General features: G+C 66.0%; 18 protein-coding genes. 12 read left to right on the top strand and 6 right to left on the bottom strand.

Going from position 1 to position 22,955, the window contains the following annotated elements:
* Positions 1–103 precede the first annotated feature (103 nt).
* Positions 104–1,774: a bifunctional phosphoribosylaminoimidazolecarboxamide formyltransferase/IMP cyclohydrolase gene (gene purH, locus ACFC25_RS11505; RefSeq protein WP_376045258.1), complete on the bottom strand. Its 1,671-nt coding sequence runs from the start codon at positions 1,772–1,774 to the stop codon at positions 104–106.
* Positions 1,775–1,915: 141 nt separating this feature from the next.
* Here purH and ACFC25_RS11500 point away from each other — a divergent pair, with 141 nt between their 5' ends.
* Entirely contained in the window at positions 1,916–3,268 is a 1,353-nt protein-coding gene (locus ACFC25_RS11500; RefSeq protein ID WP_337350086.1) for an MFS transporter, read from the top strand.
* Between the two features lie 72 nt (positions 3,269–3,340).
* Here the strand turns inward: ACFC25_RS11500 and ACFC25_RS11495 are convergent, their stop codons facing one another.
* Both ACFC25_RS11495 and purN read right to left on the bottom strand, forming a co-directional pair.
* Positions 3,341–4,276, bottom strand: a complete 936-nt coding sequence (locus ACFC25_RS11495; protein ID WP_337346713.1) for a hypothetical protein — start codon at positions 4,274–4,276, stop codon at positions 3,341–3,343.
* Between the two features lie 167 nt (positions 4,277–4,443).
* Positions 4,444–5,016, bottom strand: a complete 573-nt coding sequence (purN, locus tag ACFC25_RS11490) for a phosphoribosylglycinamide formyltransferase (protein ID WP_337346714.1) — start codon at positions 5,014–5,016, stop codon at positions 4,444–4,446.
* Between the two features lie 39 nt (positions 5,017–5,055).
* Between purN and ACFC25_RS11485 the strand changes: the two genes are divergently transcribed.
* A complete protein-coding gene (locus tag ACFC25_RS11485; protein ID WP_337346715.1) occupies positions 5,056–5,484 on the top strand; it encodes a hypothetical protein in 429 nt (142 codons plus the stop codon).
* 9 nt (positions 5,485–5,493) lie between these two features.
* On the opposite strand, the gene ACFC25_RS11480 is transcribed toward ACFC25_RS11485, so the two are convergent.
* A complete protein-coding gene (locus ACFC25_RS11480) occupies positions 5,494–6,804 on the bottom strand; it encodes a DUF6350 family protein (protein WP_376045257.1) in 1,311 nt (436 codons plus the stop codon).
* Positions 6,805–6,993: 189 nt separating this feature from the next.
* Between ACFC25_RS11480 and ACFC25_RS11475 the strand changes: the two genes are divergently transcribed.
* Entirely contained in the window at positions 6,994–7,455 is a 462-nt protein-coding gene (locus ACFC25_RS11475; protein ID WP_337346717.1) for a DUF4383 domain-containing protein, read from the top strand.
* Positions 7,456–7,732: 277 nt separating this feature from the next.
* On the opposite strand, the gene ACFC25_RS11470 is transcribed toward ACFC25_RS11475, so the two are convergent.
* Positions 7,733–8,566: a DUF2382 domain-containing protein gene (locus ACFC25_RS11470; RefSeq protein WP_376045256.1), complete on the bottom strand. Its 834-nt coding sequence runs from the start codon at positions 8,564–8,566 to the stop codon at positions 7,733–7,735.
* 268 nt (positions 8,567–8,834) lie between these two features.
* Here ACFC25_RS11470 and ACFC25_RS11465 point away from each other — a divergent pair, with 268 nt between their 5' ends.
* From ACFC25_RS11465 to ACFC25_RS11425, 9 genes are all read left to right on the top strand, one after another.
* Complete coding sequence (locus tag ACFC25_RS11465; RefSeq protein WP_376045255.1) at positions 8,835–9,800, top strand: hypothetical protein; 966 nt, start codon at positions 8,835–8,837, stop codon at positions 9,798–9,800.
* Between the two features lie 285 nt (positions 9,801–10,085).
* On the top strand, positions 10,086–10,967 hold the full coding sequence (locus tag ACFC25_RS11460) for an HNH endonuclease (protein ID WP_376045254.1): 882 nt from the start codon (positions 10,086–10,088) through the stop codon (positions 10,965–10,967).
* 122 nt (positions 10,968–11,089) lie between these two features.
* Positions 11,090–12,316 carry a glycosyltransferase family 4 protein gene (locus tag ACFC25_RS11455; protein ID WP_376045253.1) on the top strand — a complete coding sequence of 409 codons (1,227 nt, stop codon included), beginning with the start codon at positions 11,090–11,092 and terminating at the stop codon, positions 12,314–12,316.
* Positions 12,313–13,677, top strand: a complete 1,365-nt coding sequence (locus ACFC25_RS11450) for a UDP-glucose/GDP-mannose dehydrogenase family protein (protein WP_337350418.1) — start codon at positions 12,313–12,315, stop codon at positions 13,675–13,677. Before ACFC25_RS11455 ends, ACFC25_RS11450 begins: the two co-directional genes overlap by 4 nt.
* Before the next feature lie 216 nt (positions 13,678–13,893).
* Positions 13,894–14,160 (top strand): GlsB/YeaQ/YmgE family stress response membrane protein, encoded by a 267-nt coding sequence (locus ACFC25_RS11445; protein WP_337346722.1) that lies wholly within the window; start codon positions 13,894–13,896, stop codon positions 14,158–14,160.
* Positions 14,161–14,447: 287 nt separating this feature from the next.
* On the top strand, positions 14,448–16,526 hold the full coding sequence (locus tag ACFC25_RS11440; RefSeq protein WP_376045252.1) for a putative bifunctional diguanylate cyclase/phosphodiesterase: 2,079 nt from the start codon (positions 14,448–14,450) through the stop codon (positions 16,524–16,526).
* A 67-nt stretch (positions 16,527–16,593) separates the two neighbouring features.
* Positions 16,594–17,925 carry a rhodanese-like domain-containing protein gene (locus ACFC25_RS11435; RefSeq protein ID WP_376045251.1) on the top strand — a complete coding sequence of 444 codons (1,332 nt, stop codon included), beginning with the start codon at positions 16,594–16,596 and terminating at the stop codon, positions 17,923–17,925.
* A 95-nt stretch (positions 17,926–18,020) separates the two neighbouring features.
* Positions 18,021–21,416, top strand: a complete 3,396-nt coding sequence (locus tag ACFC25_RS11430; protein WP_376045250.1) for a response regulator — start codon at positions 18,021–18,023, stop codon at positions 21,414–21,416.
* Positions 21,413–22,321, top strand: coding sequence for a diguanylate cyclase domain-containing protein (locus ACFC25_RS11425; protein WP_337346726.1), 909 nt, complete (start codon positions 21,413–21,415; stop codon positions 22,319–22,321). Before ACFC25_RS11430 ends, ACFC25_RS11425 begins: the two co-directional genes overlap by 4 nt.
* A gap of 34 nt (positions 22,322–22,355) precedes the next feature.
* Here the strand turns inward: ACFC25_RS11425 and ACFC25_RS11420 are convergent, their stop codons facing one another.
* On the bottom strand, positions 22,356–22,874 hold the full coding sequence (locus tag ACFC25_RS11420) for a hypothetical protein (protein ID WP_376045249.1): 519 nt from the start codon (positions 22,872–22,874) through the stop codon (positions 22,356–22,358).
* Between the last annotated feature and the right edge of the window lie 81 nt (positions 22,875–22,955).

Raw genomic sequence — 22,955 nt, 5'->3', positions numbered from 1 at the left:
GCGTCCGTCCCCCTCAAAGGGGACGGACGCCGTCGGGCTTTAACTGGGCCCACGCCGGCGGGGTTCCCTGGCCGAGCCTGCGAGGCGAGGGTGCCGGTGGGGACTAGTGGAAGAAGTGGCGGGCACCCGTGAAGTACATGGTGATGCCGGCCGCGTTGGCGGCGGCGATGACTTCATCGTCCCGGACGGAACCGCCGGGCTGGACCACGGCGCGGACGCCGGCGTCGATCAGGATCTGCAGGCCGTCGGCGAACGGGAAGAACGCATCCGAGGCAGCCACTGCACCGCGGGCCCGCTCAGGGGCGCCGCTCGCGGCGGCGTTCGAGGCACCGCCGGCACCTTCGACGTCGGACTCCACTTTCACGCCCAGAGTGTTGGCACGCTCGACGGCGAGGCGGCAGGAGTCCAGGCGGTTGACCTGGCCCATCCCGATACCCACGGCTGCACCGTCCGCGGCGATCAGGATGGCATTCGACTTGGCAGCGCGGCAGGCGGTCCAGGCGAAGGCGAGGTCTGCCAGAGTCTTCTCATCTGCGGCGTCACCGGCGGCGAGAGTCCAGTTGGCGGGGTTGTCGCCGTCGGCGTCCACCTTGTCCGACATCTGCACCAGGACACCACCGGAAACCTGACGCATTTCCGCCGGGTAGCGGCCGTAGCCTTCGGGCAGGGCGAGGAGGCGGATGTTCTTCTTCTTGGACAGGATCTCCACAGCTTCCGGCTCGAAAGCCGGCGCGATGACCACCTCGGTGAAGATGTTGGCCACGGTGCGGGCCATGCCGGCGGAGACCGTGCGGTTGGCGGCAATGACACCACCGAAGGCCGAGACGGGATCGCAGGCGTGGGCCTTGGCGTGGGCGTCGGCGATCGGGTCTTCAGCATCGGCTGCACCGACGGCCACACCGCACGGGTTGGCGTGCTTGATAACGGCGACAGCCGGCTCGGCGAAGTCGAATGCAGCGCGGAGGGCGGCATCGGCGTCGACGAAGTTGTTGTAGCTCATCGCCTTGCCGTGCAGCTGATCCGCCTGCGCAATGCCTGCGGGAGCGGCCTTATCAACGTACAGTGCGGCCTGCTGGTGGGGATTTTCGCCGTAGCGGAGGACCTCTGAGCGCTCCAGCGCAACGCCTGCGTAGGCAGGCCAGTCGATGACGCCGTCGCCGTCCTCGTCCAGGAACTGGCTGGCGGTCCACGTGGCCACGGCGTTGTCGTACGTGGCGGTGTGGGCGAAAGCCTTGGCTGCGAGCCGGCGTCGCGTTTTCAGGTCAAAGCCGCCCTCGGCCGCGGCTGTGACCACTTCGCCGTAGAAACCGGGGTCAACAACAATGGCGACGGCGGCGTGGTTCTTCGCAGCGGAGCGCACCATGGCGGGCCCGCCGATGTCGATCTGCTCGACGACGTCGTCCTGCGCGGCACCGGACTTGACGGTTTCCACGAACGGGTAGAGGTTCACTACCACGAGGTCGAAGGTTTCGATCTCCATGCCGGCGAGGGTTTCCATGTGTGCCGGGACGCGACGGTCGGCCAGGATGCCGCCGTGCACCCGGGGGTGCAGGGTCTTGACGCGGCCGTCAAGCATCTCCGGGGAGCCGGTGACTTCCTCGACTTCCTGGACCGGGATGCCGGCCTCGGCGATCTTCTTGGCCGTGGAGCCGGTGGATACGATCTTCACGCCCGCTGCGTGCAGGCCCTTGGCGAGCTCCTCCAGACCGGTCTTGTCGTATACCGAGATGAGGGCCCGGCGGATGGGAACACGGTCAAGCTGCGTGAAGCTCACAAAAGTCTCCGTCTTATCTCGCGGAACAGTGCCGCGGTTGGTGGGGATACGGCCAGTTTATCGCGTTGCCGGACTTCCCCCGTTTGCCCGGCGGAGTGTGAAGGTCTGTGGGCACGGATAGAGTTTTCACAGGAGGCCAAAATGAATACTTACACCACTGTGCCCAGCGGCGAACAGGTGGTCCAGGAACTGCCGTGGCGGTGGAAGGTCCAGGGGCGGATTTTCCTCATCGGGGGGCTGGGTTTCATGTTCGATGCCTGGGACGTGACGCTGAACGGCATCCTCATTCCCCTGCTGTCCACACACTGGGCCCTGGCCCCGGGCGAGGTTGCGTGGGTGGGTACGGCGAACCTGATCGGGATGGCGCTGGGTGCCTTTGTGTGGGGCACCATAGCGGACACCATCGGGCGCAAGAAGGCCTTCACAGCCACGCTGCTGATTTTCTCGCTTTTCACGGTCCTCGGTGCTTTCTCCCCCGACTTTGTTTGGTTCTGCGTTTTCCGCTTCATGGCCGGCTTTGGACTGGGTGGCTGTATTCCGGTGGACTACGCGCTGGTGGGTGAGTTCACTCCGCGGAAACAGCGTGGGAAGGTCCTCACTGCCATGGACGGCTGGTGGCCTGTCGGCGCCGCCCTGGCAGGATTTGTCTCCGCGGGACTGGTGGCCGTGTTCGGCGATTGGCGTCTGACCATGCTGGTCATGGTGTTGCCGGCGCTCCTGGTGTTCTGGGTCCGCCGGAGCGTCCCGGAATCCCCACTGTTCCTCATCCGCAAGGGACGGCGCGAGGAAGCCGCGAAGGTCATCGACGGCCTGGTGGCCGCCACCGGTGCCGAACCCCGCGCCTACAGCCTGCCCGATGCCCAGGAAGTTCCGCGGCTTTCCGCCGGCAGCGCCTGGCACCAGCTGCGGCTGGTGTGGCAGTTCAACTGGAAGATCACGGCCACGGCCTGGGCCCTGTTCTTCAGCATCCTGCTGGTGTATTACCTGTCGCTGACGTGGATGCCGCGGATCCTCATCGGTGCCGGCTTCGCTGAGTACAAGGCGTTCGTGACCACGGCGTCCATGGCCGCCGTCGGACTTCTGGGTGTGATCGTAGCCGCGCTGCTGGTGGAACGGGTGGGCCGCAAGTGGATCCTGGCAATCACAGGGCCGCTTTCAGCCCTGACCCTGGTGATCGTGGCGATTGTGGTGGACATCCCCACGGCCGCGGTGTTCTGGCTGCTGGTGTTCGGCTTCGTGGTCCAGGTGGCCATCCCGGTGCTCTACGCCTACGTTTCCGAGCTCTACCCGACGGAGCTACGCGGCACCGGGTTCGGCTGGGCGTCGACGTTCTCCAGGTTGGGCGCAGGCTTCGGCCCGCTCATTTTCGCGAACTATTTCTGGCCGGAGCTGGGCCTTGCCACCTCCTTCGCTCTTGCCGGCGGGCTGGTCCTGGTGGCCGTGCTGTGGATGGCGTTCTTCTCCCCGGAGACCAAACAGCGCCGCCTCGAGTAGGTCCTCCCTCCCCTCCCCAACTAAGTAGCAGCAGATGTCGTTTTGGGGGCTCAAAACGACATCTGCTGCTACCTACTTGGGTGACCAGCCGCGGCTCGTAAGCGCTGAGCGGACTTTGGCGACGGCGGCCCTGGCATCATTCAGCATGTGGCGTTTGGAAATTCGGACCAGCAACCAGCCGGCCCGCACAAAATCTTCCTCCCTTGCGATGTCCCGGACGATCTGCGCCGCCTCGGAATGGACTTCGCCGTCGTACTCCACGGCCACCTTTTGTTCCGGATAGGCCAGGTCCGGTTCACGCACGACGCCGGCGCTCAGGGCTGTGGGCACGTTCAGTTGTGCTTCGGGCAGGCCGGCATACACGAGTTCCAGCCGAAGCCTCGTTTCCGGGGCGGAATCCGAGCCCACGCGCGCCAGGTCCAGGGCAACGCGTGCCTTCTGGATACCGGGCGTCCCCTTGTGCCGGTCGAGCATGTCAGCAAGGTCCTCGCGCGTTGCGAACGGTTCCGATCTCGCTTCGAAGTCCGGCCTCGGAATCCTCAGCAAGTGATCGGCAACAACGGTCAGTTCCTCGATGCTCATCTTTCGGGAGCAGTCCAGCCAGGTCCTGGTTCGCGAGGTGATCAGGAGGCCGTTGTGTCTGACGATTTCATCGGCAAAGAACTGGCCTCGATGCCCCCGGACTCCGGTCCGGCGGGGCATGGCCAAGTTGTCCGGCCTGGAGATGTGGGTGAGGGATTCGTCCGCGCCCGGAAGGAAGCCCGGAAACTCCCACAAATTGAACGCCGTCGCATGGGAAGCAGCCGAAAATTCCGTGACCAACGTCAGCGGCCGGACTACCGACGCTTGTTCGGCGAACGTGTGGTGCGCTGGCTGCCTGACCCCTCGGCTCGGTACGACCAACGAACGGTGCCGCAGACGCGCAACCGTTGCACCGGCGTCGACCGCTTCCTGGAAAGTAAATGCCGCCGCACGCAGCTGTCCCGGCAGTGGCTGCGGAGTTTTCATGGGGCCATCGTGGCAAATTTTGCGCCGGGCCGCATAAGTTATCCACAGGTACGCCCCACTGGCCCAACTAGGTAGCAGCTGATGTCGTTTTGAAGGCCCAAAACGACATCAGCTGCTACCTAGTTGGGTGGGGAAGGCGGCGAGGGGTGTCGGGGCGGGGAAGGCGGTTAGGACACAGGAGCCGCGGCGAGGGCTGCGAGCGTGGAGACCAGGAGGCGGCGCTCCACCACTTTGATGCGTTCGTGCAAGGATTCCTCGGTGTCGGAGTCCTCGACCGTCACAGCTTCCTGGGCAATGATGGGCCCTGTGTCCACCCCTGCATCGGCCCAGTGCACCGTGCAGCCGGTGACCTTCACGCCGTAGGCCAGGGCGTCGCGGACACCGTGGGCGCCCGGGAATGAAGGCAGCAGCGCCGGATGCGTGTTGAGGTATCTGCCGTGGAATGCATCGATGAACTCGGCGCTGACAATGCGCATGAAGCCGGAGGAGACCACCACGTCCGGGGCGTAGGACGCCACCCTCGCGGTCAGCGCTTCATCCCATTCGGCGCGCGTGGGGAACGAGTTGAAGTTGACCACGAATGTCTCCAGTCCCGCCTCGGAAGCGCGTTCGACGCCGTATGTCCCCTCACGGTCGGAGCCCACGGCAGCGATCTCCACGTCCAGCTCCCCGGATTTGACGGCGTCGATGACTGCCTGGAGATTGGAGCCAGTACCGGATACGAGGACTACGATGCGCATGGGTCTAGCTTATGGGCAGGCTCGCGTAGGCTTGAAAACATGAACTCCCTCCCGGAACCCGCTGGTCGGCAGCGGACCAAACCACCGCTCAGCGAGGCAGCCAAGAGCTCGCTGAGCACCACGCACAATCTGTTCCGGGCGTTCATCGTCACCGTGCTGGGAGCCTTTTTCGTCTTCCAGCTCGACGTCAGCTACCTCTGGCTCACCGGCATCCTGACGGCAGCGAGCTTTGTCCTGGGCATCCTGCTGCTGATCCGCGCGGTCCGGCTCAAGGAGTCCAAGCTAGTGCTGGTCGGCACCATCTCCGGGCTGGTGGTTTCGCTGGTCATGGTGGTGGTCATCCTGGCGGCGTCCGTGTTCTTCGATGAGTTCCGCGATTACCAGCAGTGCATCCGACAGGCCATCACGGACCAGGCGATGTCCTCCTGCAGGGTCCAGATGGAGAACTCGCTGCCGCGCCTGCCCTGAGGCCGGCAGCTAGAGCGTCAACTCCGCTTCCTCTTCCACCTGCTGCTGGCGTTCCAACCACGGTCCTGCCGCGTACCCGATCACGACGCCGATGCCCACCTCAGCGGCCACCCAGGCTGCGGTCCACAGCGGGTCCGGCCCGATATCCGTTAGGCGTCCCAGGCCTGCTGAGCCGCGTGCCAGCCAAGCCAGTGCCGCGGACAGCAACCCGGCGACTACACCGACCAGCACGCCGAGCGCCAGCGTCGACACGGTCGCTGTGAACCAGCGGGCGTGGATCTTGATGGAAAGCCACTCGTCGAAGTGGTTCTCCCCTTCGCGCAGGAACCACCAGCCCGCCAGCAAGCCCGCCAGAACCGGCACCACCAGCGCCACAAACCCGTAGTCCAGCGAACCTGCAGGGATGGCAGCGAAGACGGGAATGGACGGCAGGGGCCCGGTGGCGGTTCCGAGCGGGCCCACCTGCGAACCAACGCCCATGGCAAACCCGGCTCCGGATGTCCAGGCGAGGGCAAAGACGGCGAGGTTGGGGAGGTACCCGAGTTGCGCGATGGTCAGCGCCGCACCTCCCAGGGCGCCGGCGTCGAGCCCTTCATAGACCGCCACCACCAGGTTCCAATGAATAAACAGGTCCGCAGCAAGTAACACGCACGCGAGCGCCAGCGCCGATGCCAACGCCACGAATCCGGCCTTGGCTGCGGAGGCCAGATAGGAACCAGCCCAGCGGGAATGCTGGCTGGTGCGGGAGATCCAGGCCACGGCGTCCACACCGATCAGCCGGCTCCACGACCCTGCCTCGCGCCGGGCACCCACCACCATCCCCAGTGCGTAAGGGATCAGCGGGACCAGCATGGCGTACCAGAGGTTGATGACAACGTCGGCGGTACGGCACACGAATCCGGTGGCCGCGCCGAAGGCGGCATAGACCATCCAGGACCCCAGCAGGGCCTGCCATAGCTGGTCAGTGTACGAAGCGCGCGCCAGCCGCCGCCCTGCCCGCCACGCGAGCAGGAACGGGATCAGTGTCAGTCCGAGGGGAACCAGGGTCAGCATGCCGGACCCTGCGCTGCCGGCCGCGCCAGACCCGACGTCGGCCAGTACCAGGGGAACGCCGTGGATCAGCAGCCACGCCTGGCCCGCAAGCCTGGCCAGGACGTCGAACTCGGCGTTCTGGAAACCGGCGGTAGCCCAGACGGCGATGATCGGCGCGATCACCACGAGGGCCGAAATGATGGCTGCCTGCGCCGTTTCAAGCGCCCCCTGCAGCCATAAGGGCATGGGAAGGCCTCGGTCTCCGGTCTGATCAGCGCGCAGTTTCATCGTGTTCCATGGTGTCACGGAGCGGCCTTCCCACGGGTCTGCGACAGGCTTAACGCGCCTACGAGACCCGGCTCACCAGAGTTCGTAGCTGCAGTGCGCCAGTTGGCCCGCGCCATGGCCCTACAGCGCTTTTTTCACACGTCAGCCGTAAAATTGGAATGTCCGCAATCAGTGGTTGGAGGCAGAAAAATGACTACCGCATCCCCACATGCACACGGCGTTCATTTCGGGCGCGCAGACGTCCAGAATGCCGGCATGGGTGTAGGTATTCTCTTGGTCGTGGTGGGCATCCTGGGCTTTGTCCCGGGCGTCACCACGCAGTACAGCGAATTGATGTTCCTTGGGCCTGATTCCCACGCCATGTTCCTTGGTTTGTTCCAGGTGTCCATGCTGCTCAATATTGTGCAACTGGCCATCGGCGCAACGGGCTGGGCGATGTCCCGGACCGAACATGGCGCGCGTAATTTCCTCTTGGGCGCCGGCGCGCTGTACATCGTCCTTGCCATTTTTGGGCTCAGTGTGGGTGTTGATTCGGCAGCCAATTTCCTGTCGTTCAACATGGCTGACAACTGGGCGCACCTGGTGCTGGGCGTTGCGATGATTGCTGGTGGCTGGCTGTTGTCCCGCAACATGGCCAGCGACAGAAGGTAACCCGGAACCGAACCCGGGAAATAGGAGCCGCGTATGAGGTTAGTTCAATAAATTCTGAATATTCGTCCTAAGGGCTGGTGCAGTTGGCGCGGTGACGCGGACAGCTGCACCGGCTTTCCTTGTGCCTCCTAAAGTTTCTGCGGCAAGTAACGGCAAGTAACGGCAATCACGACGGCGGCACGAAGACGCCGGGGCCGCTCACGGCGGCTCCCGGCGTCGATCGCGTACCAGAGACCCGGAAGTCAGCGGCTGTCAGCCGACGGCCCCCGGAGGTGCGTCAGCGGCGCATGTCGTCGATGTCGCGCTTGCCCTCAAGACCGTCCGTCTCGATGCGCTCCTTGCGGACTTCGTCATTGACCGTAACGTCATCCGTGACCACGTCCTTGTCGAGGCGTACCCGCTCCACCGGAACGGTTTCCTTCTCGACCACGGGGCGTTCCTCGTGGAGGGTCACCTCGTGTTCCTCTTCACTGATGTCCGGACCGGACATGGCCGCTCCACGGTTGGCTTCCGTGATCGGCTCGCGCTCCAAGCGGACTTCCTCGCGCTGCACGGGCACAGTCTTGGTGACATTCTCCGTGGTGACGTACTTCCGAAGCCGGACGCGGCCTGCGGCCTGCCGCTCTGTGCCGACGCGCAGGCGCTCTTCGGAGCGGGTCATGGCGTCGTCCGTCGTGGGACCCGACGTGTCGTGGCCGACGGCGCCGGCAGCCCGGGTGCCCGCATTCAGGTCGGCATCGCCTGCATAGTCGGTGTCCCTGTCGGTATTGGAGCGCGTCTCGGAGTATGTTCGGGCCTCGCGTTCGTAGTGGGCGTAGAGACGGTCCTCTTCCTCGGGTTCAAGGTGCCCGTCCGTATCCACCCGCGGGGCGTCTCTAATGTGGTCTTTCGTGTAAGGGACCACGAGGTCATCGCCTTCGGCCCGGGCGCCTTCCACCGGAACGAACGACTCGTGTGTGCCGAAGAGCCCGGTCTTGACGGTGACCCAGGTGGGCTCGCCCGTGTCGTCGTCGGCGTACAACTGGCCGATCGAGCCGATCTTCTCGCCGTCGGCTCCGATGACGTTTCCTCCCCGGTTGAGCAGGTTTTCGATGCTTTCCCTCGTGAGCATGACTTCTCCTTTGGATGGTTTCCTGGCTTGCGGTTGATCCACCAACCCGAACTACATCGGTGTCCGGAAAGGCTGGCATCCGCCCCATCTTCTTGAGGTTTCCGCTATAACTGCCCCTATACGATAAGCATGCTTATCATCGAAAGAAAAGCCTACTTAGTATTTTTTCCTCCCCTTCTTTGCGGGACCGCTAAGAAGGGGCATTTAGGGGGTCGACGGACGGCGCCACTCGGCGTAGCCTGTTGTCCACATCGAGAGGGGGGATGGGATGGGAGCGACACCGAAAGCCCGATGCCGCTCCGCCGTCCGGCCCCTTCTGCTTGCCCTCCTTGCCGCGGTGGCTTGGCTTGTGTGGGGAGCCGGAGCAGCCACCGCATCCAGCCTCGCCCCGGACGCCGGGGATCTCCTTAAGCCCGCGGCGTCCCCTCTTGCCGAGCCGCTCCCGGCCATTGAGCCTCCCCCCGTTGTCAGCGCCGGCGAACTTGCAGAGGCCACCGCAACCTCGGTCACGAATTCAGCAACAGGCGTCGTCACTCCGTTGGCCGCACCCGCCCTGCCGGTGGTCTCCGGCACTGTCGATACAGTCACCGACCTCGCGCCCTCGCTTCCAGAGTTGCCCCTGGTGCAGGCGCCCCTTCCGCTTCCCCTGACCGACGTCCTGCCTTTGCCCGACCAGTTGCCGCCGCTGCTGCCGGAACCCCTGCCCGCGCCCCTGCCTTTGCCGCTCCCGGACCTGGCGCCCGTTCCAGGGATAGCTCCGTTGCCCAGCCCGCCACCGCTCCCGACGCCGGCACCCGGCCGTGCGCCCACCGCGGCTCCCAGCCTCCCGGCGTCGGACGCTGTCGCGGCTGATGGCGTTGGCACCCAGGGCTCGGCGGCTGCCAACATCATCGCGACACCAACGGAACCGGCGAATGTCGCCGTCGAATCCAATACCTTGGGCTTCGGGTTCACCCCCGCCCAGGACCGCCCCGGAGTGGCCTCGCCTGCCGCGGCAACGGCCAGCCCTTCCGGGCCGGAAGACCGGGACCACATTCCCGGCAGGCTTGATCTGCCGGCCGCGGCTAATGCAGCGGGGACGGCCAGCTCCGGGTCGGCCGGAGGCGCCGACGGCGCGGCCGACCTTGGTGGGTCCTGGACAGCACTCCCCGCTGCCGTAAACGGACCAAAGATGTCCGGCGCCGAAACGTTGCCGGCCGGCCCTTCCTTCGATCCGGGGTCCTCACCCGACTGAACAGGTCACCCCTGCCCATTTCGCGGCAGAACATGACCACCGCCCACCATCGGTGCGCGGAAACCACATTCAGTCAGGAGTCACCGTCATGTCCATCACCATCACTGTGATCAACCGCGCCTGCGTCATCTCGACTGTGGGCAACTGGCCAGACCCGATGCGCAAGCTCGGCTAAGGGCCATGTTGGGTGGGGCGGTGCTGGGGGCCGCCCCACCCAACACGAGCCGGCAGGACTAATGGAACATTCCAGCCGCTCCACAGGCCGGGCACTGGAACAATGGGCGCATGAGCACCATCATCCTGGGCTGGGACCCGGTCCGCTGGAACCGCTGGAACTACGCGGCGGTTGTTGAACAAGTCGCCTATGCAGGGCTGCACCTTGAGCACTGGAGCGTGGGCCGCGGCATTGCCATCGGCACCGACGTGTGGCTGCTCGTCGTGGGAGACCACGCTCCCGGGCTGATCGGTCACGGCGTGGTGCTATCCCAGCAGCGGGAGCCCCTGGCAGAACCAGGGCCGCCCGAACCCGACGCCGCCCCGGACCATCCCGGATTTACGGTGCAGGTTGCCTTCGACGCGCTGCTGCCCCTGGGCGACCAGGTTCCTGCAGGACTTCTCCGGGAGGCGATGCCTGATGTCGCGTGGGATACCGCCGACGTCGCCGGCCTGGAACTCGGGCCCGGCGATGCTGCGGCCATCCGGGCCGTCTGGACCAGCTACGGCCCGTCGCAGGGAACTGACCCGACACAACCTGTTCCCGGCACCTACCCCGACAATGCTGTCGCACGCGTCGCGGTCAACCGGCACGAACGCGACCCCGAGGCACGGCGGGCCTGCATCGCGCATCGTGGCATCAACTGCGCGGCCTGCGGGTTCTCCTTCGAGATGGCCTACGGCGAAATTGGCGCGGACTTCATCCAGGTCCACCACGTGGTACCCGCTTCCCAACTGGGGAACGACTACGTGCTGGACCCGCTCACGGACCTCGTTCCGCTGTGCGCCAACTGCCATGCCATGGCCCACCACGGCGTTGGCTCACCGAGGACAGAAGCTGAGCTGCGGCACATCATCGCCAGCGCCGGATACCTGCGGGGAAACACCGTTGGCCCCGAAGAGCTTGAGGCCCAGCGGATTGCCCGCGAGATCCTTGGCCAACAGGCTGAATAAGGATCCCGGGCCCGGGCCGTGCGCCCGGTGCCACCAGGCGCCTCTGATCTGTTAACCCAAGCTTTCCCTGCGCTCTACTCCCGCGACCCCGGACCGTCAGCCCGGGCACCCACCGTGGAGGGGTGAGGATCGCAATTGTCGCTGAATCATTCCTGCCACTGATGAACGGGGTGACCCACTCCATCCTGCGGGTGCTGGAGCACCTGGAGGAACGGGGCCACGAGGTCCTGGTGATTGCCCCCTCAACACTGGACGCCAGGGACACCGCGGTCCCCGAGGCTGTGAACGGTGCATTGGTGCACCGGCTTCCCTCGGTGCCGCTGGCCGGGTACACCAATGTGCGCGTGGCGATGGGCGGTGTGTACCGGGTCAAGCGAATCCTTGCCGACTACGCACCCGACGTCGTCCACCTGGCATCACCCTTTGTCCTGGGCTGGCGCGCGGTGCAGGCGGCGCACCAGCTGGGCATCCCCACCGTCGCCATCTACCAGACCGAAGTCCCCAGTTACGCCGCCCGGTACGGGGTGCCGTTCCTGGAGAACTGGGCCTGGAACCGGGTGGAGAACATCCACCTGCTGGCCACCCGGACGCTGGTCCCATCCACCTTCGCCCTGAACCAGCTCCGCGGCCGCGGCATTCCGCGCGTGGACATGTGGCGGCGTGGTGTGGACACGGCCCGGTTTTCGCCTGGAAAGCGCGACGACGGGTGGCGGGCTACCGTGGCGCCCGGCGGTGAGCGGATCATCGGGTATGTGGGCCGGCTGGCCATCGAGAAGCAGGTCGAGGACCTGGCCGCGCTGGCCAATGTGCCCAATACGAAGCTGGTGATCGTGGGCGACGGCCCGCAGCGGGCAACCCTCGAGGAAGCCCTGCCGAACGCCACGTTCACAGGATTCCTCGGCGGCGAACAGCTTGCACGCGCGGTGGCCTCCTTCGATCTTTTTGTCCATCCCGGTGAGTTTGAGACGTTCTGCCAAACCATCCAGGAGGCCATGGCATCGGGCGTTCCTGTGGTTGCCACCGGACGCGGCGGTCCCCTGGACCTGGTGGAGAACTCCCGCACCGGGTGGCTGTACCAGCCCGGTGATTTGGCTGGACTGCGCGGACATGTCATGGACCTGATTGGCGATGACGCCAAGCGCCGCGCGTTCGCAGAGGCGGCCCATGCCTCGGTCCAGGACCGGACGTGGCCTGCGCTCAGCGCTGAACTGGTACGGCATTATCGCTCAGTGATCAGTGGTGAGCCGGTGGTTGAGCCTGTGCACCGCCCACCGGTGGTTGAGCTGGGCCCACCCCCGCCGGGTTCCGTGGCCGAGCCTGCGAAGTTAGGGCGCGGGTGGGTACTGTGAGGATCTCGGTCATCGGCTGCGGCTACCTCGGTGCTGTCCATGCCGCCACGCTCGCCTCGATGGGCCACACGGTAGTAGGCATCGACATCGACGCCGCGAGGGTGGACCACCTCAGGCGCGGGCACGCGCCCTTCTTTGAACCAGGCCTGGACGAACTGCTCCGGGACGGGAAGGCTACGGGCCGGCTTACATTCTCCACGGCCTTCTCCGAAGCCGACCGTGCGCAGGTCCACTTCCTGTGTGTGGGGACGCCGCAGTCCAAGACGTCCGACGGCGCCGACCTCACCTTCCTGGTGTCCGCCACCAAGGCGCTGCTTCCACACCTGGCAAGGGGCGCCGCCGTCGTTGGCAAATCCACGGTGCCGGTGGGAACCGTGGATATGCTTCGCGACATTCTGGCGAGCCGGCCAGATGTGCTGCTGGGCTGGAACCCTGAGTTCCTGCGGCAGGGGACTGCCGTCAAGGACTCGCTGGTTCCGGACCGGCTGGTCTACGGCGTGTCAGGCGGGCGGGCCTCCGCCTTTCATCGCGGGACGGGTGCTCCGCGCGGAGTGACCGCCGCACTGGATGCTGTCTACGAACCCCTGCTGCGCGCAGGCATTCCGAGGCTGGTCTCCAACTTTGCCACTGCGGAGCTGATCAAGTCGGCAGCCAATGCCTACCTGGCCACCAAGGTCAGCTTCATCAATGCAATGTCCGAGCTGTGCGATGCCTCCGGCGCCGACGTGACCGAACTCGGCGAGGCGATGGGGCTGGATCCTCGGATCGGCGGCCGGTACCTGCACGCTGGCCTGGGCTTCGGCGGAGGGTGCCTGCCCAAGGACATCCGCAGCTTTCGGGCACAGGCGGCCGCTTTGCAGGTGGATTCTGTGGACGACTGGATGGGATTGGTGGACGGCATCAATGTGGGCCAGCGTTCCCGCACCGTGGACCTGGCCCGTGAACTCTCCGGTGACCTGGCGGGCCGTACTGTCACTGTCCTCGGTGCCGCGTTCAAGCCGGACACGGACGACATCCGTGACTCCCCCGCGCTCGACGTCGCGGCTCGGCTCGCCGCGGCAGGCGCCCACGTGACGGTGACGGACCCGAAAGCCATCAACAACGCCTGGATGCGCTACCCCCAGCTGCGGTTCGAGGTGTCCACCCGGCGCGCGCTTGAGGACGCCGAACTGGTGCTGCTGCTCACCGAGTGGGAGGAGTATCGGCGCCTGAGCCCGGCTGAGGCGGGCGGACTGGTCCGACGGAAGATCATTCTGGATGCCCGGAATGTACTGGATGCCGTGGAGTGGCAGGCCAAAGGTTGGGTAGTCCGCGGCCTGGGACGGCAGTCCACGGAGCGGAGTGCCACGGCCCTGACCTAAAATGCGTAACTATTGAAGGATTCTTGGGCCGGCCGCCGCGCGATTTCGGGCTTTTCGCGCCCCGCCGGAGCCAATAGTCCCGCAAACTGGGGCGCCAACGGGCTAATTGTCGCCTTTTTGATATCGGGGAGTCCTTGCGGAGTAGTAAGCACACTGATTGAATTGGATCACGGGGTGAGGCGTCGGCACCAATTAAATCGACAAGGAAGTGTGATCATGGGAATTCTTGGATTTCTCATTTTGGGCCTGATAGCTGGAGCGATTGCCAAGGCAATCCTGCCCGGCAGGCAAGGAGGAGGCTGGCTCATCACCCTCGTCCTGGGTGTGGTCGGCGCTATCCTGGGCGGCTGGATCGGCTCCCTGATCTTTGGGGGCGGACTGGCCGAATTCTTCGACCTGCGCACCTGGCTGCTGGCCATCCTGGGCTCCATCATTGTCCTGCTCATCTACGGCGCAGTCACAAGGCGCGGCAGCCGCGTCTGACACGTACGTCCTTGAGGCGAAAAGGCGCCGCTCCCCCGGCCAGGGGACGGCGCCTTTGCCATGCCCGCCAAATTGCGCACAGAACAGGAAACCGATTCCACCTGCCGCATTGATATCCCGGATTCGCACTTTATGATGTGCGTGGGGGTGATTGGGTCATGGGGGGTTCGGGACGGCACAGCGAAGATTTGCCGGTAGGAGCTTTTGGCGATGACGCTGCCGCGCCGGGGACTTCCCAGGCGGGCGGTTCGCCGCGCGTTGCCGGTGACCCAACGGGGAGCCACGCCATGTTCGAGGCCAGTCCCGATGCCCTCCTGGCGATAGCCAAAGACGGCAGCATCCGGATCGCCAACGCCGCAGCGTCCCGGCTGTTCGGCGTCGCGGCCGATGAGCTCGTGGGAAGTGACCACCGGACGTTGCTGTCGGAGGGCTTCCGGAACGAGATCGAGCAGATCTTCCGGCGCCTCAGGGACCTGGAGCCGATCCCGCCACGTGAAGTTTTTGGCCTTCACAGTGACGGCACCGAGTTCGCCGCGGAGATGGCCGGCGCATTGCTGGAAACCGACGATGGTCCCCAGCTGCTGGTGTCGATCCGCAGCACCTCCCACCGGAAGGCTGCTGACGCAGACCTGCGCGAGGCCATGTCGCTGCTGACGGCAACCCTCGAATCCACCGCGGACGGCATCCTGGTGATCAGCTCGGACGGCAGTGTGGCGGGGTTCAATGACCAGTTTCTGAAGATGTGGGGCATCTCGCCCGAGCTTCTGGAAGGCGAAAGTGAAGAGCCCGTCATGCGGCTGATCGTCTCCCAGATTGAGAATCCTGAGGCCTTCATCGCGCGGCTCAACGAAGTAGCGTCCAGCCCGGATACGGAAAGCCATGACGTGCTGGATTTCAAGGACGGCCGGACCTTTGAACGATACTCCCGGCCGCGCCGCGTGGGCGAAAAGATCGTCGGCAGGGTGTGGAGCTTCCGCGACGTCACCCCGCGCCGGAAAGCCCAGGAACAGGCACAGCAGGCCATGCTGGACCTCGCCGCCCAGGCCGAGAAACTCCGGGCGCTGGCCTTCCAGGATCCCTTGACTGGGCTGGCCAACCGGGCAGTCTTCAACGATGGAGTGGCCACAGCCCTGCGCGAACCCCGCCTCAAGACCGTGGACGTGCTCCTGATCGACCTGGACGATTTCAAGGAAGTCAACGACATCCTGGGCCATCAGGCCGGCGACGACATGTTGGTGGAAGTGGCCCGCAGGCTCCGTGGCTGCGTCCCCACCGCGGATGTGGTGGCCAGGCTGGGCGGGGACGAGTTCGTGGTGCTGCTGACCGCCTGCCCCGACGCCGATGCCATCGCGGCGTGCATCGTCAGGTGCCTGCACGTTCCTGTGACCATCAGCGGCACCGTGTTCCGCCCCAGCCTGAGCCTTGGGCTGGCATCGGCCAGCGCGGATGCCATTGGCCCGTCTGAACTGCTGCGCCAGGCCGACATTGCCATGTATGCGGCCAAGGCCGCGGGCAAGAACCGTTTCCTGCGGTTCCACCCCGAGATGATGACAGCCCTCGTGCAGCGCACGGACATGGAGGCCGGGCTCCAGTTGGCCGTGCCGCGCGGCGAAATCTCCGTCGCCTTCCAGCCCATCGTGTCCCCGCGGATGGGGCAGGTAGTGCAGTTCGAGGCGCTGGCCAGGTGGGACCGCGGCGGCGAGCGCGTCCCGCCGTCGGTCTTTATCCCCTTGGCGGAACGCAGTGGGCTGATCAGCGAGATCGGTGAGGAAGTGATGGCGCTCGGCCTGGTGCAGCTGGCGTCGTGGCTGAGCGAGGACCCCACACGCTCGCTCGCGGTGAACGTTTCCGGAGTGCAGCTGCAGGACGCCCACTTTGCCGACGGCGTCCTCCGCCTCACCGAGGCCGCCGGTGTGGGCGCCTACCAGCTGGTCCTGGAAGTGACCGAGAGTGTATTTTTCGACGCCGACCAAAGCCTGATCAGGCAGCTGAGCAGCCTGCGCGAGGCCGGCGTTCGGGTGGCACTGGATGACTTCGGCACCGGCTACTCCTCGCTGGGCCGGCTGCAGGAGCTCCCCGTAGACACCGTCAAAATCGACCGGACCTTTGTGTCCATGGTACGGACCGGCGAGGAACGGCTGCCCATCCTCAGCTCGATGATCAATATGGCCCACAGCCTGGGCCTGACCGTCACCGCCGAGGGCGTTGAGACGGCGACGCAGGCCGACTACCTGACGGCGCTGGAGTGCGATTCGCTGCAGGGCTACCTGTTCTCACTGCCGGAAAATGGGAGCCGGCTGGAGCTGGCCGTTCGGCAGGCCAAACAGGCAATCGACGCGCTCGATGCCCGCACGGACCGCGCCTGAACGAGGGCACCACGCCCACCCCCAGCAAGGCACAGCCGCGAATCCCGCATGCGAGGACAATGAATCTATGGACGTCGTTGTCATCGAAACCCGGCCGCTCGGGGACCGCAGCTACCTGGTCCATGACGGGCAGGTGGCGCTGGTCATCGATCCGCAGCGGGACACGGACCGGGTGGAGGCCGCTGCCGCGGAAGCCAACGTCAGGATCACGCACGTTGCCGAAACCCACCTGCACAACGACTACCTCACGGGCGGGCTCATCCTGGCCCGCGCCCACGGCGCCGCCTACCTCGTGAACGGAGCGGACGCCGTCGAGTTTGAACGCGTGGAGATGGCCGACGGCGGCACGGTCCAGGTGGGCCGGCTCACCGTGAAGGCAGTGGCCACGCCGGGCCACACCCACCATCACCTCAGCTATGTGGTGACGGACGGCCGGGAACAGGCGGTGTTTTCGGGCGGCAGCCTGCTGTACGGATCGGTGGGCAGGACGGATCTGGTCAATGATGGCGACACCGAACAGCTGACCCACGCGCAGTATTCCTCGGTCCGCCGCCTCGCCGCCGAGGCCAGGCCGGACGCAGCCCTCTACCCCACGCACGGGTTCGGCTCCTTCTGTTCGTCCGGGCCGGCGTCGGGCGTTTACGGCTCCACCATCGGCGAACAGCAGGGAACCAACCACGCCTTCACGGATCCTGACGAGGAGCACTTTGTACGGGAGCTCATCAACAACCTCACCGCCTACCCGTCCTATTACGCGCACATGGCCCCGGCCAACCGGAGGGGCCCGGACGCCGCGGACCTTGCCGTACCGGAGTCGTTGGATCCGGACGAGCTCACCCATCGGCTGGCAGACGGTGAATGGGTGGTGGACCTCCGCCACCGGGTGGCCTTCGCCAGCAGCCACCTGCAGGGTTCTGTCAGCTTTGAGTACGGCCGCGGCTCCAGCTTCACCGCCTACCTGGGCTGGGTCCTGCCGTGGAACCGGCAACTGACGCTGGTGGGAGCCCGCGACGACGTCGAAAAGGCCATCCGGGACCTCTCCCGGATCGGCATCGACTCCCCCGACGCCGCCATCGGAACCGAGCCGTCGGCACTCGCGCCGGGCACCGCCGTCGCGCACTATCCACTGGTGGGCTGGGCCGAACTGGAGCACGGGCGAGCCGCCGGAGATGTGGTGCTGGATGTGCGGCGGACGGACGAGTACGACGGCGGCCACGTGGCCGGGGCGGTCAACATCCCGCTGCATGAGCTGCTGGGGCGGATGGCCGAGATTCCAGACGGCAGGGTGTGGGTGCACTGCGCCACCGGGTACCGCTCCGGGGTGGCTGCCAGCCTGCTCCAGCGCGCCGGCCGGGACGTGGTCCACGTGGACGCAAAGTACGGCGCTCTTGAGGTGTGAGGGATATCATAGGGGTGCGTCTCCGCCCAGGTCTCGGGCGGGCCCAGGTCTCACGTTTTTATGGGTAAAGGGCGCACCTATGGGGAGGGATCCGCGTGTCTCAGACAGGTCTCCTGGAACATCGTCCCGCCACTGGCAGGCGCACGGCCAAACTGGGTTGGCTGATTGCGCTTGGTGCCGTGGTGATGGCGGTTCTTGGGCTATATTTTGCTGCCAACAGCAGCACTGCAACCGCCATCGTGGCGGGTGATTTCTCCATCCTCCTGGCCGCGATCCTGGCTGGTCGAAGCTGCGCACACGCCGCACGCCGCGGCGGCGTGAATGCCCGGGCCTGGACCCTTATGTCGGTGGCCGCCTACGTTTGGGCGGCCGGCATGCTCGTTTGGACGTACTTCGGCCTCACCAACAACCACGTCTACCCCTTCCCCTCCCTGGCGGACGCCTTGTTCCTGTCCTATTCCGTGCCGGCCGCCATCGCCCTCTTCAGCTTTAAGCGTCCCGGCGGCACCACCCGGGTGGGGATGGTCCGGACTGCCTTGGACGCCGCTGTGATCGCTGGCTCCGTCCTGGTGGTCAGCTGGTATACGGCGTTGGGCCCGGCCTTCAGCGCGGAAGGCGACTTCCTGACCCGGCTCACGTCCATGGGCTACCCTGTGGTGGACGTGGTCATGACGTCCCTGGTGCTGGTCCTCGGAATGCGCAGGCAGCCCGGTGAGCGCCTGCCGTGGCTGTGTTTCGGCGGCGGCCTGCTGGTCCTCACCATCACGGACAGCATCTATGTGCGGCTGACGTTCGAAGGCGTCGCAGGCGTCACCGGATCACCGCTGGCCTTGGGATGGATTGGTGCCTTCCTCCTGATTGCGCTCGCACCGCTGCTCCCCTACGCGGAAAAACCGCGGCCGGACCGCAAGGCCTTTGCGCTGGCCCTGGAGCTGCTGCCCTACGTTCCGATCCTGGTGGCCGTGATCATGGTTGCGGCCCCGCACGTCAGCGAAATGAGCGCCTTCCTGCTGGTGGTGGCAAGAATCACCGTCGCCTGCATCCTGATCCGCCAGGTCCTGATCATCATAGAAAACCTCACCCTCACCACCGGACTGGAGCAGGAAGTTGCTGCCCGGACGGCGGAACTCGAGGGACTGGGCGCGATCGTCAAGTCCTCCTCGGACGCCATCTTCAGCACTACGCCGGAGGGCATCATCACCAGCTGGAACCCGGGGGCGGAGCGGCAGTACGGCTACATGGCCGCGGAAGCGCTGGGCCGCGACGCCCGGTTCCTGCTGCCGCCCGACAGCACAGCCGCGGATGATGAAGTGTTCGAGCAGCTTCGCGACAGCGGCGAAGCCATGAGCTTCGAGATCGAGCACCTACGCAAGGACGGGACAATCATCCCGGTGTCGCTGACCATCTCCCCCATCCGTGAGGCCGGGAACGTGCGCGGGGTCGCCGTTATTGCCAGGGACATCACCCTGCGCCGGGCCGCCGAACAGGAGCTGCAGGCGGCGCGGGAAGCCGCGCTGGAATCAAGCCGGCTCAAATCAGAGTTCCTGGCCACCATGAGCCACGAGATCCGCACACCCATGAACGGGGTGGTGGGACTGACCGCCCTACTCCTTGAGACGCCCCTGGACGAGACACAGAAGCAATATGCCCAAGGCGTCAAGGGTGCCGGTGAAGCGCTGCTTGCCCTCATCAACGACATCCTGGACTTCTCCAAACTGGAGGCCGGCAAGGTGGATTTGGACGTCCGGCCGTTCGATCCCCGCATGCTCGTGGAGGAAGTGGCAGGCCTGCTGACAGAGCCGGCGCAGGCCAAGAACTTGGAACTCATCGCCTACTGCCAAGCCGATGTTCCCGCCAGGCTGAACGGGGATTCCGGGCGGATCCGCCAGATCCTGCTGAACCTCGCTTCCAACGCCGTGAAGTTCACCGCGGCCGGGGAGGTGTCCATCCAGGTGAAGGTGGAGAAGCCTGACACCAAGCCCGGCACCACCGCAATGGTCTGCTTCGAAGTCCGTGATACCGGTATCGGCATTGATCCCGCCCATCATGCGAGGCTGTTCGAGTCCTTCTCGCAGGCGGACGCCTCCACTACCCGCCGCTACGGGGGCACCGGCCTGGGCCTGGCAATCTGCCGTCGGCTGACTGAGGCCATGGGTGGCGAGATCGCGCTGGAAAGCGTGCCCGGGGAAGGCAGCAGGTTCTGGTTCCGGATCCCACTGCCGGTGGCACCGCCGTCGACCGATCCTGTTCCCGCAGCCGGCTTCCTCACGGGGCTGAGGGTGCTGGTGGTGGACGACAACGCCACCAACCGCCTGGTGCTGGAATCCCAGCTCCGCGGCTGGAAGCTCCAGCCGGAAGCGGTTCCCGACGCCAAAGCTGCCCTCGCCCGGGCACGCGAGGCATCAGCCGCGGGGAAGCCGTTCGACCTCGCCGTGCTTGACCTCTGCATGCCGGACACCGATGGCCTGGAGCTCGCCCGCACCATGAAGGCCGACGCCGACCTGGCGGGCATCCAACTGATCATGCTGACCTCTACGATGCAGGTCAACGCAGCGGAGATCGCCGCCGCAGGGGTGCGCGAATGGCTCATGAAGCCGGTACGCAGCTCCGAGTTCTATAACCGCCTGGTACGCCTGATGTCCACCCGGGAACTCGCCGCGGTCCCCGCTGCGCCTGCCGGGTCGGTCCCGGAGCAGTCCTCCGCTGAGCTGACCATGGCGGAGGCGCCCTCCCGCGGCCGCATCCTGGTGGTGGAGGACAACGCGGTGAACCAGCTGGTGGCCCGGGCCACCGTGACCAAATTCGGCTATGCCGTGGACGTAGTGGCAGACGGCGCCGAGGCGGTCGCAGCCACCGCCCGAAGCCAGTACGCCGCCATTTTGATGGACTGCCACATGCCGGTCATGGACGGCTTCGAGGCTACCCGGGTCATCAGGGAACGCGAGGGCAAGCGGAGCCGCCTTCCCATCATCGCCATGACTGCCGGCGCCCTCGACGGCGACCGGGAACGCTGTCTGGCTGCGGGCATGGACGATTATCTCTCCAAGCCCGTGGACGCTGCGGAACTGGAGGCCGCGCTGGCCCGTTGGGTACCCGATCTGGCTCCCCAGCTGCTGGCTGTCACGGGCGGCGGACCGCCGTCGGTGGATCCGGACCGGCTGGCCATGCTGCGGGGCCTCGGCCCGGAGGATGGCCTGGGCCTGCTGCCGGCCGCCGCGGCGGCGTTCCGGAAGGACGTTCCGGCCCGGCTCGCAGTGTTGCGGGAGTCCGTGCACAATGGCGGCGGCCTGGCCCTGGCGCAGGCCGCGCACACGTTGAAGGGCGCGGCGGCCAACATTGGAGCAACGGCCGTGGCCAGCCTGTGCGGCCAGCTGGAAGAGATGGGGCGCAACGGAAATCACGACGGCGGCCCGCAACTGGTCAGCAGGCTGGAGGCTGAGCTCGCGCGGGTGAACTTCGAACTCGATCAAGCACTGGAGGTGGCGCAGTGAAAGTCCTGGTGGCAGATGACGACCCGGGCTCGCTCTTAGTGGCCAGGGCCGCCGTCGAACGCTACGGGCATGACTGCCTGGCGGCGGCCGACGGCGACGAGGCGTGGGCGCTGTACCTGGAACACCAGCCGGACGTGGTGGTCACGGACTGGATGATGCCGGGGATGGATGGGCTGGCGCTGTGCCGGGCCATCCGGGCGCGGGACGCGGACCTTTACACCTACGTGGTGCTGCTGACCTCGCAGGGGTCCCGCGACGACGTTCTCGCCGGGCTGGAGGCCGGCGCGGACGACTACGTCACCAAACCCCTGGACCCTTTCGTTCTGCACGCGCGGCTGCTGGTGGCGCTGCGAGTGACTACGCTTCACGCCGACCTGGCCCACTACCGTAAGGTGCTGTCGCAGCAGGCGAGGACGGACCCCCTCACCGGCCTGCACAACCGACTGAAGCTGGCAGAGGACCTGGAGCAGCTGCACGCCCGTAGCCAGCGGTACGCGGAGGTCTACTGCTTGGCCATGTGCGATGTGGACAACTTCAAAAGCTACAACGATATCTACGGGCACCAGGCGGGCGACCTCGCGCTCCGGGCCGTGGCTGCGGCTTTGGTGGGCGCGGCGCGCAAAAGCGACGGCGTCTACCGGTATGGGGGCGAAGAGTTCCTGCTGGTCCTGCCGAACCAGTCGCAGCTGGGCGCCAAGGCTTTTATGGAGCGGGCGCTGGTCAGCGTGCGCGACCTGGAACTGGCCCACTCCGGCGACCCCCGTGGGCAGCTGACGCTGAGCGCCGGCATCGCCGCCTACAGTGCGGATCACCAGGCCGACACCGAGACCCTCCTGGGTGAAGCCGATGCGGCGCTCTATGCGGCCAAGGCGGCCGGGCGGAACCGGGTGGAGCTGGCGGTGTAGGCGCTTTCACCACCAGTCCTGGCTGGCGGCTGGGCTACGCGGCTTTCTTGCGCTGTTTCGACTGGGCCGGCTTCTTGAGCGGCTGGCTCTTGGCCGGGCGGCTCTGCGCTGGCTGGTGGTTCGTTGGCTGGTGGTTCGGTGCCGGCTGCTTGGGCACAGGACGGCTCTGCGGTTCGAGGCGGCCCTGCTCACGCTGGACCGGCACAGGCTTGGGCTCGGGCTCGGCTGACGGCACAGCGGCAGGCTCCGCTGCAGTTTCCGGCTCATCCGCCAGGTCAACATCATCCTGCACGCCTGCCACAGCCTGCGCGTACTGACGGTTGCGCTGCCAGCGGCGGACCAGGTTGATGGCGGCCAGGACGCCGGCGAGCGGTGTCAGCACTGCGGCCGCGTAGACGAACAGCAGCCATGTCAGGGTGGCCATCGGCGGCTGGTTATTGTTCAGGAGCGAGAGCCCGCCGAGCATGGCGATGACCCAAAACAGCACCACTGCCACGAGAACCGCGGCAGCAGGAAAATACTCGTTCTTTACAATCTTCTTCAGGGTTTCCACGCATTTCCTCCTGCCTGGCCGGGGGCTGCGGCGACAGGCCGCATCAACACCAGTATGGGGCTGCCGGAGCGCGGATTCGGG

Origin of the sequence: Pseudarthrobacter sp. NPDC055928, from assembly GCF_042270935.1 — a bacterium.
GTDB lineage: Bacteria > Actinomycetota > Actinomycetes > Actinomycetales > Micrococcaceae > Arthrobacter.
The sequence above is the reverse complement of the archived record's forward strand: the minus strand, read 5'-3'. Positions and strand labels throughout refer to the sequence as shown.